This window comes from Flavobacterium aciduliphilum (assembly GCF_003268855.1).
GTDB classification, from domain to species: Bacteria; Bacteroidota; Bacteroidia; order Flavobacteriales; family Flavobacteriaceae; genus Flavobacterium; species Flavobacterium aciduliphilum.
Genome location: NZ_QLSZ01000002.1, coordinates 233,518 through 248,524, shown reverse-complemented (window position 1 = coordinate 248,524; position 15,007 = coordinate 233,518). Strand labels below are relative to the sequence as shown.

15 protein-coding genes are annotated in these 15,007 nt (G+C 34.4%); 3 read left to right on the top strand and 12 right to left on the bottom strand.

The features are described 5' to 3' along the window. Nucleotides 1-39: 39 nt before the first annotated feature. The gene (locus CLV55_RS03905) at nucleotides 40-825 is read right to left on the bottom strand and encodes a rhomboid family intramembrane serine protease (protein WP_245902676.1); all 786 of its coding nucleotides are present in this window, start codon (nucleotides 823-825) and stop codon (nucleotides 40-42) included. A 209-nt stretch (nucleotides 826-1,034) separates the two neighbouring features. On the opposite strand from CLV55_RS03905, the gene CLV55_RS03900 reads away from it, so the two are divergent. Beyond that, nucleotides 1,035-2,312, top strand: coding sequence for a replication-associated recombination protein A (locus CLV55_RS03900; RefSeq protein WP_112112432.1), 1,278 nt, complete (start codon nucleotides 1,035-1,037; stop codon nucleotides 2,310-2,312). Here CLV55_RS03900 and CLV55_RS03895 read toward each other — a convergent pair. The 11 genes from CLV55_RS03895 to hpt all read right to left on the bottom strand — a co-directional run bounded on the left by CLV55_RS03895 (nucleotide 2,309) and on the right by hpt (nucleotide 13,153). Further along, complete coding sequence (locus CLV55_RS03895; protein WP_112112431.1) at nucleotides 2,309-3,052, bottom strand: hypothetical protein; 744 nt, start codon at nucleotides 3,050-3,052, stop codon at nucleotides 2,309-2,311. The genes CLV55_RS03900 and CLV55_RS03895 overlap by 4 nt on opposite strands. A gap of 1 nt (nucleotide 3,053) precedes the next feature. Then, on the bottom strand, nucleotides 3,054-3,737 hold the full coding sequence (locus CLV55_RS03890) for a YjjG family noncanonical pyrimidine nucleotidase (RefSeq protein ID WP_112112430.1): 684 nt from the start codon (nucleotides 3,735-3,737) through the stop codon (nucleotides 3,054-3,056). A 3-nt stretch (nucleotides 3,738-3,740) separates the two neighbouring features. Continuing rightward, the gene (radC, locus tag CLV55_RS03885; RefSeq protein WP_112112429.1) at nucleotides 3,741-4,424 is read right to left on the bottom strand and encodes a RadC family protein; all 684 of its coding nucleotides are present in this window, start codon (nucleotides 4,422-4,424) and stop codon (nucleotides 3,741-3,743) included. Between the two features lie 90 nt (nucleotides 4,425-4,514). Then, nucleotides 4,515-5,873, bottom strand: coding sequence for a UDP-N-acetylmuramate--L-alanine ligase (locus CLV55_RS03880; RefSeq protein WP_112112428.1), 1,359 nt, complete (start codon nucleotides 5,871-5,873; stop codon nucleotides 4,515-4,517). Nucleotides 5,874-5,959: 86 nt separating this feature from the next. Next, entirely contained in the window at nucleotides 5,960-6,604 is a 645-nt protein-coding gene (locus CLV55_RS03875) for a tetratricopeptide repeat protein (RefSeq protein WP_245902675.1), read from the bottom strand. Between the two features lie 166 nt (nucleotides 6,605-6,770). Further along, nucleotides 6,771-8,921: a S46 family peptidase gene (locus CLV55_RS03870; RefSeq protein WP_112112426.1), complete on the bottom strand. Its 2,151-nt coding sequence runs from the start codon at nucleotides 8,919-8,921 to the stop codon at nucleotides 6,771-6,773. A gap of 173 nt (nucleotides 8,922-9,094) precedes the next feature. Further along, a complete protein-coding gene (locus CLV55_RS03865; RefSeq protein WP_112112425.1) occupies nucleotides 9,095-9,379 on the bottom strand; it encodes a hypothetical protein in 285 nt (94 codons plus the stop codon). 53 nt (nucleotides 9,380-9,432) lie between these two features. Further along, nucleotides 9,433-10,467 carry a GTPase ObgE gene (gene obgE / locus CLV55_RS03860; protein WP_112112424.1) on the bottom strand — a complete coding sequence of 345 codons (1,035 nt, stop codon included), beginning with the start codon at nucleotides 10,465-10,467 and terminating at the stop codon, nucleotides 9,433-9,435. Between the two features lie 153 nt (nucleotides 10,468-10,620). Then, entirely contained in the window at nucleotides 10,621-11,895 is a 1,275-nt protein-coding gene (locus tag CLV55_RS03855) for a hemolysin family protein (protein ID WP_112112423.1), read from the bottom strand. A gap of 119 nt (nucleotides 11,896-12,014) precedes the next feature. After that, nucleotides 12,015-12,587, bottom strand: a complete 573-nt coding sequence (locus tag CLV55_RS03850) for an adenylate kinase (protein ID WP_112112422.1) — start codon at nucleotides 12,585-12,587, stop codon at nucleotides 12,015-12,017. Between the two features lie 35 nt (nucleotides 12,588-12,622). Beyond that, on the bottom strand, nucleotides 12,623-13,153 hold the full coding sequence (gene hpt, locus CLV55_RS03845; protein ID WP_112112421.1) for a hypoxanthine phosphoribosyltransferase: 531 nt from the start codon (nucleotides 13,151-13,153) through the stop codon (nucleotides 12,623-12,625). 99 nt (nucleotides 13,154-13,252) lie between these two features. Here hpt and CLV55_RS03840 point away from each other — a divergent pair, with 99 nt between their 5' ends. Both CLV55_RS03840 and CLV55_RS03835 read left to right on the top strand, forming a co-directional pair. Next, nucleotides 13,253-13,786: a hypothetical protein gene (locus tag CLV55_RS03840; protein WP_112112420.1), complete on the top strand. Its 534-nt coding sequence runs from the start codon at nucleotides 13,253-13,255 to the stop codon at nucleotides 13,784-13,786. Nucleotides 13,787-13,826: 40 nt separating this feature from the next. Further along, a complete protein-coding gene (locus CLV55_RS03835; protein WP_112112485.1) occupies nucleotides 13,827-14,984 on the top strand; it encodes a 5-(carboxyamino)imidazole ribonucleotide synthase in 1,158 nt (385 codons plus the stop codon). Nucleotides 14,985-15,007: the final 23 nt, after the last annotated feature.

Sequence of the window (15,007 nt, the reverse complement as noted above, 5' to 3'; positions counted from 1 at the left end):
ATTTTCTTTACTATCGGGGCTAACAAGCATTTTAATGGTTTACTGGTTTTCACCTTTATTTTCTTTAAAGAAGTAAACGTATTTTATTGGCTCTGAAAGTACTTCTTCATCCACTACATCTAATTCTTCAGGCTTGGGAGGATTAACAAAATTGCCTTTTTCATCAAAGCGTTTCATAAATGGGTCGGTACTTGGGTCAAAATCGGGTTTTTCCCAATCAAATTGAATGTCTTCTACATAATCGGGTGTTTTAAATTGCATTGCAAAGACAAATCCTGTGAGCAAACCTGCTAAATGTCCTTCCCACGAAATCGAACTTTCGCCCACAATTTCAGGTTGCGGAAACACATACCAAATCATGCTACCATACAATAAAACTACTGTAAAAGATAAAGCCATTAATCGGTAATATTGGGTTCGCAATCCTTTAAAAAAAATGAACGAAACCAAAACATAAATCAGGCTACTCGCACCAATATGATAGGAGGCTCGACCAATCACCCACGTAATCAATCCCGAAAGCAAAATCCCATACACCAACACCTTTAAAGAGACCTCTCTGTAAAAATAAATTAACGCTGTTGTCAAAATAAATAATGGCAAAGTGTTACTGGCAATATGGTTCAAATCACCGTGTAAAAACGGACTAAAAACAACCCCTTGTAATCCTGAAAAAGTCCTAGGATAAATTCCGTGAACATCAAGATGTAAATGAAAGGAATGATCAACATAAAAAACAAACCAATTCATAAACAACATCATTGTGGGAATTATCCAAGTCGATGGAGAAAATTTAAAATGATTATGTTCGTTAGGATGTATCATACTTATGAATCGTGTATCAAAAATGCAACCAATCTTTTTTTAATGCTATTTTGTCATATCCATTCGAAAAATTGAAAATGAGATAATTTGAAAATTTCTTTAAAAATGATTTATAATAATTAAATTTGTAAAGTGCTTGTTTGAATTAAAATACTTTATCTAAGTTCATTCGCATTTTAAATCTTCAAATTATTACATTTCAAATTATAATGGAAGCCCCTTTAGCCGAACGCATTCGTCCTCAAAAATTGGAAGATTATATTAGTCAATTGCATCTGGTTGGCCCTCAAGGGTCGCTGACACAACAAATTGTACGTGGTGTGATTCCGTCAATGATTTTTTGGGGTTCTCCTGGAACAGGAAAAACTACCTTGGCACAGATTATTGCAAAACAAAGTCAGCGTCCATTTTATGAGCTAAGCGCAATTAATTCTGGTGTAAAAGACATTCGGGATGTAATTGAAAAAGCCAAACAAAGCAATGGATTGTTTACGGCTAAAAACCCCATTCTATTTATTGATGAGATTCATCGTTTTAGTAAATCTCAACAAGATTCTTTATTGGCTGCCGTAGAAAAAGGTTGGGTCACATTAATAGGAGCTACTACTGAAAATCCAAGTTTCGAAGTGATTCCGGCGTTATTGTCACGATGTCAGGTGTATATTTTAAATCCGTTTTCCAAAGACGATTTGTTATCGCTTTTGGATAGAGCAATGAAATTGGATCCTATAATTTCCTCCAAAAAAATAAAAATTAAAGAATCGGAAGCTTTATTACGCCTTTCTGGTGGTGATGGACGTAAGTTGCTGAACATTTTTGAACTCGTTGTAAATGCAACTTCAGGAGATAACATTACGATTACTAATGACAAAGTTCTAGAATTAGTACAACAAAATACCGTTCTGTATGACAAAACGGGTGAACAACATTACGATATTGTTTCAGCATTTATCAAATCGATTCGAGGGAGCGACCCCAATGGTGCGGTATATTGGTTAGCCCGAATGATTGAAGGGGGTGAAGATGTAAAATTCATAGCCCGACGCATGCTCATTTTATCGAGTGAAGATATTGGAAACGCAAACCCAACGGCATTCATCATGGCAAATAATACCTTTCAAGCAGTATCAACAATAGGCTATCCCGAAAGCAGAATCATTTTGAGTCAATGCGCTATTTATTTAGCCACTTCACCAAAGAGTAATGCCAGTTATATGGCTATTGGAGAGGCACAAGCTTTAGTAAAACAAACTGGTGACTTGCCTGTTCCTCTTCATTTACGCAACGCACCCACCAAACTAATGAAAGAATTAGGATATGGAGACGAATATCAATATTCACATAATTATGCAAATAATTTTAGTGAGCAAGAATATTTACCCGATGCCATTTCTAATACAGTTTTTTATAATCCAGGAACAAATTCTCGCGAAAATAGCACTAGAGAATTTTTAAAAAATCGGTGGAAAGATAAATATGGGTATTAAATCTTAACCATGATTATCAGGGAGGTTAAGACTTCTTTTTCATAATATTCATAGACTAAATAATCCCCTTTAACCCTAACAATGCCGTTACCTTTATTTGATTTTCCTATAAAAATAGTCGGATCACTTGTTTTCAAGAGCTCTAGAAAAAAACTTGAATTTGATTTATCTTTTATCAAATACCCGTTGGATTGTTTATTTACAACATAAGTCCATTCACTTGCGCGATATTCTGGGATGTCATTTTTATTTCCCATAACAGGAGCCTCATTGCGATGTTCCAATTGATTATTTGTCACGTCTGTTTTTACAGATGCTTGATATTTATGCATTTTCAACACATCAAAAGAATCAAAAGCTTCTCGAAGTGCTAAATTATAGGCAACTTTATATTCCTTTTCATTGCTTCTACCTTCAGGAGAGGTAAACAGAATTGTATTTTTACAATCTTTCAAAATCACTTTGACTTTAGTACTAAAAATAGTGCTTTCACTCACTACTTCGACCACTATTCTATTGCAATTGTCACGCGCAAAATCGGTTGAAAAAATATCCGTGTCCAAATACGTTTCGAAACCATATTTTTGCATGTAGAGTTTGGTTAAAGTATTCAAACCATACATATCGGGTTCTTTCAAAAAGGAAAATTTTGCTGGAACCAAAGCATATTTGTATTCATTCAGATTTTGACCATATCCGAAACTTGAAACTAATAACAATAGAATAAGATACTTTTTCATTTTATAAATACTTTTTTAATTCTATCAAACTATTGACTTGTTTTATATGGGATGGAATTTCTATTTTACTTTCATTAAAATGGATGGCATCAATTCCGAATTCTAATGCTCCATTGACATCGGCATCAATACAATCACCAATCATAATACTGCTTTCTTTACTTGCATTAGCAGCATTTAAAGCATATTCAAATATTTTAGGATTTGGTTTTTTTACGCCCGCCATTTCCGAATTGGTTACCGTTTGAAAATACCTAGTAATCCCAGAATTTTTCATCTTCCCATCCTGAACTTCCTGAAAACCATTTGTAATAATATGAAGTTTGTATTTAGGTTGCAAATACTCTAAAACCTCAATGGTTCCTTCAAAAAGATGGTTGAATTGAGGCAAAAAGAAAATATATTCTTCTGATAATGTTTGAATCAACGTCGAATCAATTTCATATTTCAATAAATCGAACGCATCTTTTAACCTTCCATGACGGAGTTCTATCTGTGTTACTTTTTCTTGGCGATACAACTCCCAATACTTCTTATTCAAAGGTATATAATACAAGAGAAATTCATTCAAATCAACCCGAATTTGGTGTTTTTTAAAAACAGATTCAAAAGCCAATGCAGAATTTTTTTCAAAATCCCAAAGGGTATGATCTAAATCAAAGAAAATATCGGTAATTTGTTTCATTTCTTAAAATATTCCTGCATCGTTAAAACTGTAATGAGCTGTTTCTGTCACAATAACGTGATCTAACACTTGTATCTCTAGTTGTTTTCCTGCTTCTTTTATTTTTTTGGTTACGGCAATATCGGCTTCACTTGGAACTAATTTTCCTGAAGGATGATTGTGTGCCAAAATTAGTGAAGTTGCATTATATTCCAATGCCGTTTTAAATATTAATCTGCTATCGACTACCGTTCCTGTTAATCCTCCTTTTGAAATTTGAGCTTTGTAGAGTACTTTGTTGGAATTATTCAGATATAAAACCCAAAATTCCTCATGAGGCAATTCGCCAATAATGGGTTGCATGATTTCAAAAACGGCTTTACTTGAGCTAATTTTTCTCAACTCTTGCGTTTCTTCAGCTCGTCTTCGTCTTCCTAATTCTAATGCGGCTGCAATAGCAATGGCTTTAGCCTCTCCTATTCCTTTAAACGTTGTGAGCTGCTGAATGGATAATTTCCCAAGTTGATTCAGGTTATTATTGGTTGAAAACAGAATGCGTTGGCACAATTGTACGGCACTCTCATTTCGAGAACCAGAACCAATAAGAATAGCAAGTAATTCGGAATCTGATAAAGAAGATTTTCCTTTAAGAAGAAATTTTTCACGTGGCCGATCGTCTTCAGCCCATTGGTTGATTGGTGTGTACATGATTATTTTGGCGTTTAATTAAAAAACAAAGAAACTTATTTTTTTAATACGTTCAAAATAAAATGACACAAAAGAAACCAGAAATTAGTTTTATTCTTTTACCAACTCCTTAACCTCATCAAAATTCAATCCACCATAATTCCCTGAGCTCATCAGTAATAATGCGGAATTATCAAGATTTTGACTGAACAAGAAATTTTTAAAATCGGCTGGATTAGTATAAATAATTAAATCTTCACGTTGAAACGATTGTGCAATTTGCTCATACGTTACTTCTTCTAATTGTTTTATTTTTACTGCATCGGGCGAATAAAAAACCACAGCCACATCGGCAGCATCGAGTGCTCCTTGATATTCTTTCAAAAACTCGGCATTCAAACTACTATAAGTATGTAATTCTAAACAAGCGATTAATTTTCTATCAGGATATTGATTTTTAACCGCTTTGGTAGTGGCCGAAACTTTACTAGGAGAATGCGCAAAATCTTTATAGGCAACTTTATTTTTACCTTCCGCTATTTTTTCTAAACGCTTGGATGCACCTTTAAAACTAGCAATAGCTTCATAAAAATCGGCTTCATCCACTCCCATATTTTGACAAATCCATTTGGCACCTGCCAGATTGTTTAAGTTATGAGCCCCAAAAACTTCAATAGGCATTAATCCTTCAGGAGTTTCTAATAAAGTAACTCCATCTTCAACCGTGTAATTTGGTGTAATATAAGGCATCTTTCGTATAGGATTTTCTGAATGTTCCGCTACTTTACGAACGGTTTCATCTTCTTCATTGTAAACCAATATCCCACCTTTTGTAATTTGATTCACAAAAATCTCAAATTGCTCCACATAATTCCCAAACGTGGGAAAGACATTGATATGATCCCAAGCAATTCCTGAAAGTAAGGCAATATTGGGTTGATACAAATGAAACTTAGGTCGTCTATCAATTGGAGAAGACAAATATTCATCACCTTCTAGAACAATAAAATCATTATCGTGTGTGAGATGCACCATGGTATCAAATCCTTCAAGTTGTGCACCCACCATATAATCTACTTCAATATTATGGTAATGCATCACATGTAAAATCATAGAAGTAATGGTGGTTTTTCCATGAGAACCTCCTATAACTACACGTGTTTTGTTTTTTGATTGTTCATATAAAAACTCGGGATAGGAATAGATTTTCAAACCTAATTCTTGTGCTTTCAACAATTCAGGATTATCTGCTTTGGCATGCATTCCAAGAATTACCGCCTCTATGTCGGATGTAATTTTTTCGGGAAACCAACCTAATTCAACAGGAAGAAGTCCTCTTTTTTCTAAACGAGATTTGGAAGGCTCAAAAATAGCATCATCACTACCCGTCACTTGATATCCTTTTTGGTGTAAAGCGAGAGCCAAATTGTGCATGGCCGCTCCGCCTATAGCTATGAAATGTGTTCTCATTTTTCTAGTTTATGAGTTGTGTGTTTATAAGTTTATAAGTTTTTTATATAGTGTATAATAAACTCATAAACAAATAACCTTTTAACCTATTTTTCAAATTGTTCTTTTAACTTATTTGCTTTTGCTTTGTCTCTAATTTTGTTCAAATATAAATTATATAATTTTTGAAACGTGATTTTCGAATGTCCAATTTCGTAGGCTCTAGTATAATTTTTTTCAGCTTCATCATACCGTTCGTAATATTCATCAATGTATCCTTTGGATAGGTAGCCGTCTACTTTAGATATTCGCATCAATTCGTTAGCATACTTCTGTGCTTTTTTTTCGCTTCCACCCACAATTCCAGGCAATTCAATATAAAACATCACGAGAGCCCATCTGCAATCTACATGTTTTTCATCCAATCGAGCTGCAGTACAAAAAGCGGTTTCTATATCATCTAGCATTGTAAGGGCTTTAAATTTACTGACTGATTTTGCTTTCATCCCTAAGGCTCCTCCGAATTTATAAAAATACATAGCTTCTTGAGGAAATTGGTTTTTTAAAGCTTTGTAATAATATAATGCTTCATCCCATTTTTTTTGATGTCCCGCAATATCACCAAGATATTCTTTAACTTTATAATTATTGGGATTGTTAGATAATAATTGGGCAAAACTTTTTTTGGCTTCCTCATATTTTTCCTGCTGAAATAATTGTTCAGCCTTTGCAAAAGCATCCTGTGCCCGCATCGGAAAAACTATTGTTATAAAAACAATGAGGCTAAAATATTTCATACTGATTTATTGCTCAAAAATAAGAAAAATGTCTTAGTGAGTGGTATCAAAATAAAAACTCCGAATAAAAGTAAAATTTATTCGGAGTTTTCTTCATATTCATTTTCTGTTTTTCCTGCCTTTATTTCACCAAAGTCATTTCGTCAACAATATGTTTGGCGCCTGAGAAATTTTCAATAACCCACAACACATAACGAATGTCTACATTGATGGTTCTTTGTAGTTTTTTATCGAAAATAACATCTCCAGCCATAGCCTCAATATTTCCATCAAAAGCCAATCCAATCAATTCGCCTTTTCCATTAAGCACTGGGGATCCTGAATTTCCTCCTGTAATATCATTATCCGTCAAAAAGTTCAAATGAAGCGACCCATCTTTATCAGCATAACGTCCGTATTCTTTATTTTTGGCCATTTCCAATACTCGGGCAGGTAGATCAAATTCGGCGTCTTCTTTTTTATATTTTCTTACCTGACTATCTAAATCAGTATAGTTATTTAAACCCACCGGATTTCTCTTATCTGCTGGCAAAGCTCTAACTTTCCCGTAAGTTAAACGTAACGTTGAGTTGGCATCTGGATATTTAGTAGTTCCAATTTTAGATTCTCTTAGTCCTTCAACCAACAAACGGAATGAGGCACCAAAATCATTTTGTGCTTTGGCAATCTCATCCGATTTTGAAGAAAAATGAGTCAACATATCATTTGACAAAGCATACAACGAATCGTTGTCTAGTAACCCTTGACTTGGCACTTGCAGAAACGCTTTTACTTTATCTAAAGAGGAGAAAATGCTTAAATCAGTTGCCGCATTTACATATTTAGCGAAATCATTATTGTTTTCTTTACCAATTTTTTCCACCATTGGCGCTATCTTGTATCCCACTGATTTTGTAGCATACAAGTTCAATTGAGCGGCCAAAATATCTTTCTCAGCTGGCACATATAAATCTTTATACATTTCTTCAGCCATTTCTGTAATTTGCGGAAGTAACTGTGCTCTCTTTGCAGCATCTGCTTTCACATACGCATCCAATTGCTTTCCAAGGTTTCTTCCTATAGCACCAAAAGATGACGTTCTAAATAACTGTTGTAAATAATTATCATGACGTGCTTTCTCATTGGTTAAAGCATAATACATATTGATTGTTGCAACAACATTACCATATTTAGCTTTATTTTCGGCTTTGTTCGCCCATTGATCAAACTTAGTTTCCTGAGCCGCTTTCGATTTAGAAGTTTGGAATTTAGTTAATGCGTCAATCATTCCTTGGCGGTTTTTCCAATAATTGGCAGTTGACGCATATTTTGAAGCATAAACCAAACGAAGTGCATCCGATTGATTCATGTATTTTTTCATATTATCCATTCCAGTTTTGGCTCCTTCAACCCATGCAGGGTAAGCAAATTTTACGTTTTGCTCAATTCCACCAGCAGGCATCCAACGATTGGTTCTTCCTGGATAACCTAAAATCATGGCAAAATCCCCTTCTTTAACTCCATTCAAGTTTACAGGCAAATAATGTTTTGGTTGTAAGGGGACATTGTTTGGAGAATATTCTGCAGGATTACCGTCTTTATCAGAATAAACTCTAAACATAGAGAAATCGGCTGTTTGTCGCGGCCATTCCCAGTTATCTGTGTCGCCTCCGAACTTTCCTAAACTTTCTGGTGGCACTCCAACTAAACGAACGTCTTTATAGTCTTGGTAAACAAAATAATAATATTCGTTTCCTTGAAAAAAGGGACGCACAGAAACGGTGTATTTTCCACCTTCGTTATTCTCTCTTTCGATTTTAGCGATTTCTGCATTGATCGCTTTATCTCTATCTGCTTCGCTCATGCTAGGATTTACAACAGATAAGATTCTTTTGGTACAATCATCCATACGAACGAAGAAACGCACATATAAACTAGATGGTTTTTTCTCGGCTGCTTTGTTTTCTGCCCAATATCCATTTTTCAAATAGTTGTTTTCAGCAGTTGAAAGCTCAGCTACTGCATCATAACCACAATGATGATTGGTTAAAACCAAACCGTCTTTTGAAATAATCTCGGCCGTACAACCCCCGTTAAATTGTACAATAGCATCTTTCAAACTGTGATGATTGATACTATAAATCTCTTCGGCTGTCAATTGCAAGCCCATTTTTTGCATGTCGCGGTGATTTAGACGTTCGATAAACATCAAAAACCACATTCCTTCATCTGCTTTTACGCTCATCGGAACAAGCATAATACCTGCAATTAAGGATAAAATAATTTTCTTCATTTGTATAAATATTATGATAGTTAAACTTATGTCCCTCAAAAAAAATCAAAAGGTTTGACATATTTAAAAAGTGGCGCTAATTTAATAATTTTGTATAGAAAAACAACTTGGTATTTATAAAAAAAGCCACATCTATTAATGCAGCTTGATATATATTTCTTAGAGTTTATTTTCTAACTTCCTGAAAAAGGGGTTCCAAAAACACCAATAGCTAATTCAACCCAAATTAAGAAAACTACTAGAAAAAGAATTATACCTAAAAGCAATTTTTTCTTCATAGATTTTACTTTAGATAGGAGAAAATCAATACCAATACCTATTAAGAACAACACAATTCCAGCTACAAGAAAATCAAAACCATCCCAGTCTAATTCATCTGTAAACCACATTGCCAACAATGGGACAAGCAATAAAACAAAGACTGATAAACTAATAATTACTATTTTTTTCTTATCCATTTATTTTCTTGTTAGAATCATATTAAGACAAAGATACAAATCTTTTTATGACTTTATATTCCATGACTATTTTCAGGTTTTTCGTCTTCTATGGTAAGCATTTCCCAAAGTTTGTCTTTTAATTCGGTCAATCCTTGTTGTGCAACAGAGGAAATGAATAGGTATGGAATCCCTAATTTGGACTTATCTAAAAGCTGCCTCATTTCAGTTTTTAATTCGTCATCGAGCATATCGCATTTTGAAATCACTAAAAGGCGGTCTTTGTCGAGCATTTCTGGATTGTAACGACGTAATTCGTCTAAGAGAATTTCGTATTCTTTTTTGATATCATCGGCATCGGCAGGAACTAAAAACAAGAGCGTTGAATTTCGTTCTATGTGTCGCAAGAAATAATGTCCTAACCCTTTTCCTTCGGCAGCCCCTTCAATGATTCCAGGAATATCGGCAATTACGAACGATTGGAATTCTCTGTAGGCTACAATTCCCAAATTGGGTTTTAAGGTAGTAAATGGATAATCCGCAATTTTAGGTTTGGCAGAAGTCAATACTGAAAGTAATGTTGATTTTCCTGCATTTGGGAACCCTACTAAACCAACATCTGCTAAGACTTTTAATTCTAAAATCACATCCAATTCTTGAGTTGGCATTCCTGGTTGTGCATATCGTGGTGTTTGATTGGTAGCACTTCTAAAATGCCAGTTTCCAAGTCCGCCTTTACCACCTTCTGCCAGAATTCGCTCTTCCCCATGTTGTGTGATTTCGAAAAGTGTTTCTCCTGTATCGATATCTTTTACCACCGTTCCGAGTGGAACTTCGATGAATTTGTCTTCTCCATCATGCCCTGTACTTCTAGAACTTCCTCCATCACCTCCGTGACCGGCGCGAATGTGTTTGATGAATTTCAAATGAAATAACGTCCAAAGGTTTTTATTCCCTCTCAAATAGACATGACCTCCTCTTCCCCCATCACCTCCATCGGGTCCTCCTTTTTCAATAAATTTCTCTCTATGCAAGTGCGTAGAACCTTTTCCACCTTTTCCAGAGGATACATAAATTTTTACGTAGTCTACAAAATTTCCTTCTGTCATTGTTTTTTTGTGTTCAGTTATCAGTTTTTAGTATTCAGTTATTTAGATTATCTAAAAACCTAATAATAAACTAATAACAATTTATTTTTCAATGAACACAGTTAAAAATCAGAACAAACTGAACACTAACCACTGAACACTGAATACTTTTATTTATTCCTTGTATGCTTTAATCAATACTTTTTCAATTTTAACCCCATCCAATTTTTGAGCTTCTAACTCTAGTTTGTTCCAAATAAGTTTTTCGCCTTTTTTTGGAATACTCCCGAATTCGGTAATGAAAAAACCGCTTACGGTAGTTACTTCGTAGTCGTTGATTACATCACCCATGTCGAAATAGGTTAGGAAATCATGCAAGGAATATTGTCCATCGACCAACCAAGTTCCATCTTCATTGGCTATCAATTTGTACTCATCATCATCAAAATCGGATGCATCGCCCACTAAAGCTTCTAAAATATCATCTAAAGTAATTATTCCTTGAAAAACAGCGTGTTCATCAACAATAAAGGCATAATGAACTCTTGTTTTCTTGAAATTTTCTAACGCTTTATATGCCGACGTTTGTTCAATTAAATAAGCAGGTTCTTTCGCAATCGCTTTTAGATTAAAGTTTCCTTTGTCAAAATTAGAAAACAAATCCTTCAATGAAACAACACCTATAATTTCGTCCAAACTATTTTCACAAACAGGAAAAACAGAGTGTAATTCGTTTAATACTTTCGTCTTTAATTCTTCTATTGAATCATTAACAGACAAATATACAATATCCGAACGATGTGTCATCAATGAGTTGACTTTTCTATCACCGATATGAAAAACACGCTCCACTATATCTTGCTCTATTTCTTGTACTTCACCTACTTCGGTTCCTTCTTTGATAATGGCTTTGATTTCGTCTTCGGTTACTTTTCCGTCAGCCGTCGGTTTAATATTAAACAGTTTCAAAAGTCCATCCGTAGAAATGGTCAACAGCCAAATAAATGGCGCCGTTAATTGCGAAATAACTTTCATAGGAACTGCCATTCCTTTGGCGATTGTCTCTGGATAATTCAATCCAATTCGTTTGGGTAACAACTCTCCTAAAACTAATGAGAAAAAAGTTAAAATCACCACTACAATTCCAACCGCAATAGTATGTGCATAATGTTGTAACGCAGGAAAAGTTTCAACAAATGCTTGCACATCAGTTGTGATTTTATCTCCTGAAAATATACCCGTTAAAATACTGATTAAAGTAATTCCGATTTGAACTGTAGAAAGTAATTTATTTGGAGAATTTACTAAATCTAATGCTACTTTGGCATTTTGCTGTCCTTTTTTTGCCGCAGTTTCTAAACGGTTTTTACGTGCCGAGATTAGTGCAATTTCTGACATTGAAAAAACACCATTTAGCAGGATTAAAAAAAGAATAATTAAAAGTTCCATAGTTGTATTTTACAAAAAAAGAGCCTCTCCTTACTGTTGGAAATAGCTCCTTATTGTGTATGCAAATATCTGAAAAAAAAATGAATGCTCGAAATTAATCTTTAGTAACATAGATTGAATTAAAAAGTATCAAAAACAGCCGTCAATCTTTCTGTAACTTCTGCAATCGTTCCGATACCATCTACCGCATGAAACTTACCTTGTGCCTTATAATAATCCATCAATTGTGCGGTCTTTTGATTGTATTCGTCGTAACGGTTTCTGATTTTTTCTTCATCTTGATCGTCAGGTCTTCCCGATGTTTTACCTCTTTCTAACAAACGTGCTACCAAGATGTTATCATCTGCCTCTAATGCTACAGTTGCCGTAATACTTTGTCCTTTTGATGCTAAAAATTGATCTAAAGCATCTGCTTGAGCTAGGGTTCTCGGGAAACCATCAAATAAAAATCCTGCTGATTGTGGGTTTTTATCTACTTCGCTTTGCAACATTTGAATTGTTACTTCGTCTGGCACTAAATCACCTTTATCCATATAGGTTTTGGCTAGTTTACCTAAATCTGTATCATTTTTGATGTTAAATCTAAAAATATCTCCTGTTGATAGGTGCGTTAAATTGTATTTCTCTTTTAAAAATTCAGCTTGTGTGCCTTTTCCAGCACCTGGTTTTCCGAAAAGAACGATGTTGATCATTGTGTTATTTTTAATTTTAAATTATAAATTATGAATTATTTTGCTAATTGGTAAACATCGGCTAAATTTCTTCCTAGTCCGTCGTAGTCTAAACCGTAACCAACGATGAATTTGTTAGGGATTCTGATTCCGATGTAATCAATTTTAATATCTTTTTTGTAGGCATCAGGTTTGAAAAATAAGGTTGCTATTTTAAGATGCTTCACCCCTTTTTCTTTAAAAATCGTTTTCAATTCTTCAATGGTGTTTCCTGTATCTACAATATCTTCAACAATAACCACGGTTCTTCCTTCTAAATTTTCGTTGATTCCGATTAATTGTTTAACGTCATTTGTAGATTGCATTCCTTCATACGAAGCCATTTTCATAAAACTCACTTCACACATTCCTCTGTAGTGCTTCATCAAATCGGACATCACCATAAAAGAACCATTTAGAATCCCAACAAAAACTGGAACCTCATCAAAAAAGTCATCATCCATTTGTTTGGCCATATTTGCAATTGCGAAATCAATTTCTTCTGAAGAAATAAATGGCTCGAATGTTTTATCGTGAAGATGTATCATTGTGTTGTTGTTTTTAAAAATAAAGAGGCAAATTTACGAACTAATAACTATTTAGTAACAAGTATTTTGACTTTTTTGCTAATTTAATATATTTACACAATGAATGCAGAATTTTATAATCAAATAGCTAAAAGTACGGCGCATCGAAAAAGTAGAGATGACAACAAAGAATTCATTTTTGCTAATCCCAACTATTTAAGTGACTTAACCGAGATTGCATTCAATACAAAAGACAAAAATCACCACAAAGCTTGCTGGATTTTGGAATTAATTTGTGAGGAACGAATAGAATTATTTATACCATTTATAGACGATTTTTGTGAAGCATTACCCAATTTCAAAAACAATCCGGCGTTACGACCAACTTCGAAAATCTGTATGTTTTTAACACAAAACACAAAAGTTCTGTTAACTGAATTCCAAGAGGAAAAAATAATCGAAACTTGTTTAGATCGATTAATTGAAAGCGATTTAGCAGCAACTGCAGCCTATTCGATGCGCGCTTTATATCAACTTGGCAAAAAATACGATTGGGTAAATGACGAATTAAAAATCTTATTGACTCGTGATTTAAAAAAACAAACTCCAGGTTATATAGCTGCTACAAAAGATATTTTGAAGCGATTGAAATAATTTTCAAATGTTTATCTTTGCGCAAACACAACTACTACAAATGAATTATTTTTCATCCGATTTTAAATTAGGAATTCTCGGCGGTGGACAATTGGGCAAAATGCTATTGACCGAAAACCGAAAATTCGATATCCAAACCTTGGTTTTAGATCCAAGCGAAGAAGCGCCTGCAAGATACAGTTGTAATGCTTTTTACAGAGGAAGTTTAATGGATTATGACACCGTTTATCAGTTTGGAAAAATGGTAAATCTTTTAACCATAGAAATTGAAAATGTAAATCTTGATGCATTAGACAAATTAGAAGAAGAAGGTTTAGTAATATTTCCATCACCAAAAACATTGCGATTGATTCAAAATAAAGGTCGTCAAAAAGATTTTTATGTTGAACATAACATTCCAACGGCGCCACATCAACGATTCGTAGATTTGAATGATTTGAGAAAATCATTAGAAAAAGATGAATTAGAATTTCCATTCGTATGGAAATGCGCTCAATTTGGATATGACGGAAACGGTGTTAAAATTGTACGTAGTGCATCCGATTTAAACAATTTACCTGATGTAGAATGTATCGCTGAACAAATAGTGCCCTACAAAAATGAATTAGCAGTAATTGTTGCACGTTCCGTTTCGGGTGAAGTCAAAACCTATCCTGTGGTGGGAATGGAATTCCATCCCGAAGCCAATCAAGTAGAATATGTGATTTGTCCAGCTCGAATTGATGAAAAAGTCGCCCAAAAAGCTACCGAAATAGCCTTAAACGTTTCAGAAGCATACAACCATGTTGGTTTATTAGCTGTGGAACTATTTCAAACTGAGGACGATGAAATTTTAGTCAACGAAGTGGCTCCAAGACCACACAATTCGGGACATTATTCGATAGAAGCGAGTTATACGTCGCAATTTGAAAATCATTTGCGCTCTATTTTAAACTTACCTTTAGGAAACACCGCTAGTAAAGTTGCTGGAATTATGGTAAACTTGGTCGGTGCTGAAGGTTTTTCGGGACCAGTCGTATATGAAAATATCGAAAAAATAATGGCAATAGATGGCGTAACACCTCACATTTACGGTAAAAGAGAAACACGACCGTTCCGAAAAATGGGACACGTTACCATTGTCAATGAAAATATGACAGAAGCAAGGAGAGTTGCTGAGGAAGTTAAGAATAGTATTAGAGTGATTAGCGTTCAGTAATCAGTCGCAGTTTTCGGTCGTAG

Bases quoted from the DNA above. Each gene is read 5' to 3' on its own strand.
- CLV55_RS03905 (WP_245902676.1), bottom strand. From the start codon at position 825: ATGATACATCCTAACGAACATAATCATTTTAAATTTTCTCCATCGACT.
- CLV55_RS03900 (WP_112112432.1), top strand. From the start codon at position 1,035: ATGGAAGCCCCTTTAGCCGAACGCATTCGTCCTCAAAAATTGGAAGAT.
- CLV55_RS03895 (WP_112112431.1), bottom strand. From the start codon at position 3,052: ATGAAAAAGTATCTTATTCTATTGTTATTAGTTTCAAGTTTCGGATAT.
- CLV55_RS03890 (WP_112112430.1), bottom strand. From the start codon at position 3,737: ATGAAACAAATTACCGATATTTTCTTTGATTTAGATCATACCCTTTGG.
- radC (WP_112112429.1), bottom strand. From the start codon at position 4,424: ATGTACACACCAATCAACCAATGGGCTGAAGACGATCGGCCACGTGAA.
- CLV55_RS03880 (WP_112112428.1), bottom strand. From the start codon at position 5,873: ATGAGAACACATTTCATAGCTATAGGCGGAGCGGCCATGCACAATTTG.
- CLV55_RS03875 (WP_245902675.1), bottom strand. From the start codon at position 6,604: ATGCGGGCACAGGATGCTTTTGCAAAGGCTGAACAATTATTTCAGCAG.
- CLV55_RS03870 (WP_112112426.1), bottom strand. From the start codon at position 8,921: ATGAAGAAAATTATTTTATCCTTAATTGCAGGTATTATGCTTGTTCCG.
- CLV55_RS03865 (WP_112112425.1), bottom strand. From the start codon at position 9,379: ATGGATAAGAAAAAAATAGTAATTATTAGTTTATCAGTCTTTGTTTTA.
- obgE (WP_112112424.1), bottom strand. From the start codon at position 10,467: ATGACAGAAGGAAATTTTGTAGACTACGTAAAAATTTATGTATCCTCT.
- CLV55_RS03855 (WP_112112423.1), bottom strand. From the start codon at position 11,895: ATGGAACTTTTAATTATTCTTTTTTTAATCCTGCTAAATGGTGTTTTT.
- CLV55_RS03850 (WP_112112422.1), bottom strand. From the start codon at position 12,587: ATGATCAACATCGTTCTTTTCGGAAAACCAGGTGCTGGAAAAGGCACA.
- hpt (WP_112112421.1), bottom strand. From the start codon at position 13,153: ATGATACATCTTCACGATAAAACATTCGAGCCATTTATTTCTTCAGAA.
- CLV55_RS03840 (WP_112112420.1), top strand. From the start codon at position 13,253: ATGAATGCAGAATTTTATAATCAAATAGCTAAAAGTACGGCGCATCGA.
- CLV55_RS03835 (WP_112112485.1), top strand. From the start codon at position 13,827: ATGAATTATTTTTCATCCGATTTTAAATTAGGAATTCTCGGCGGTGGA.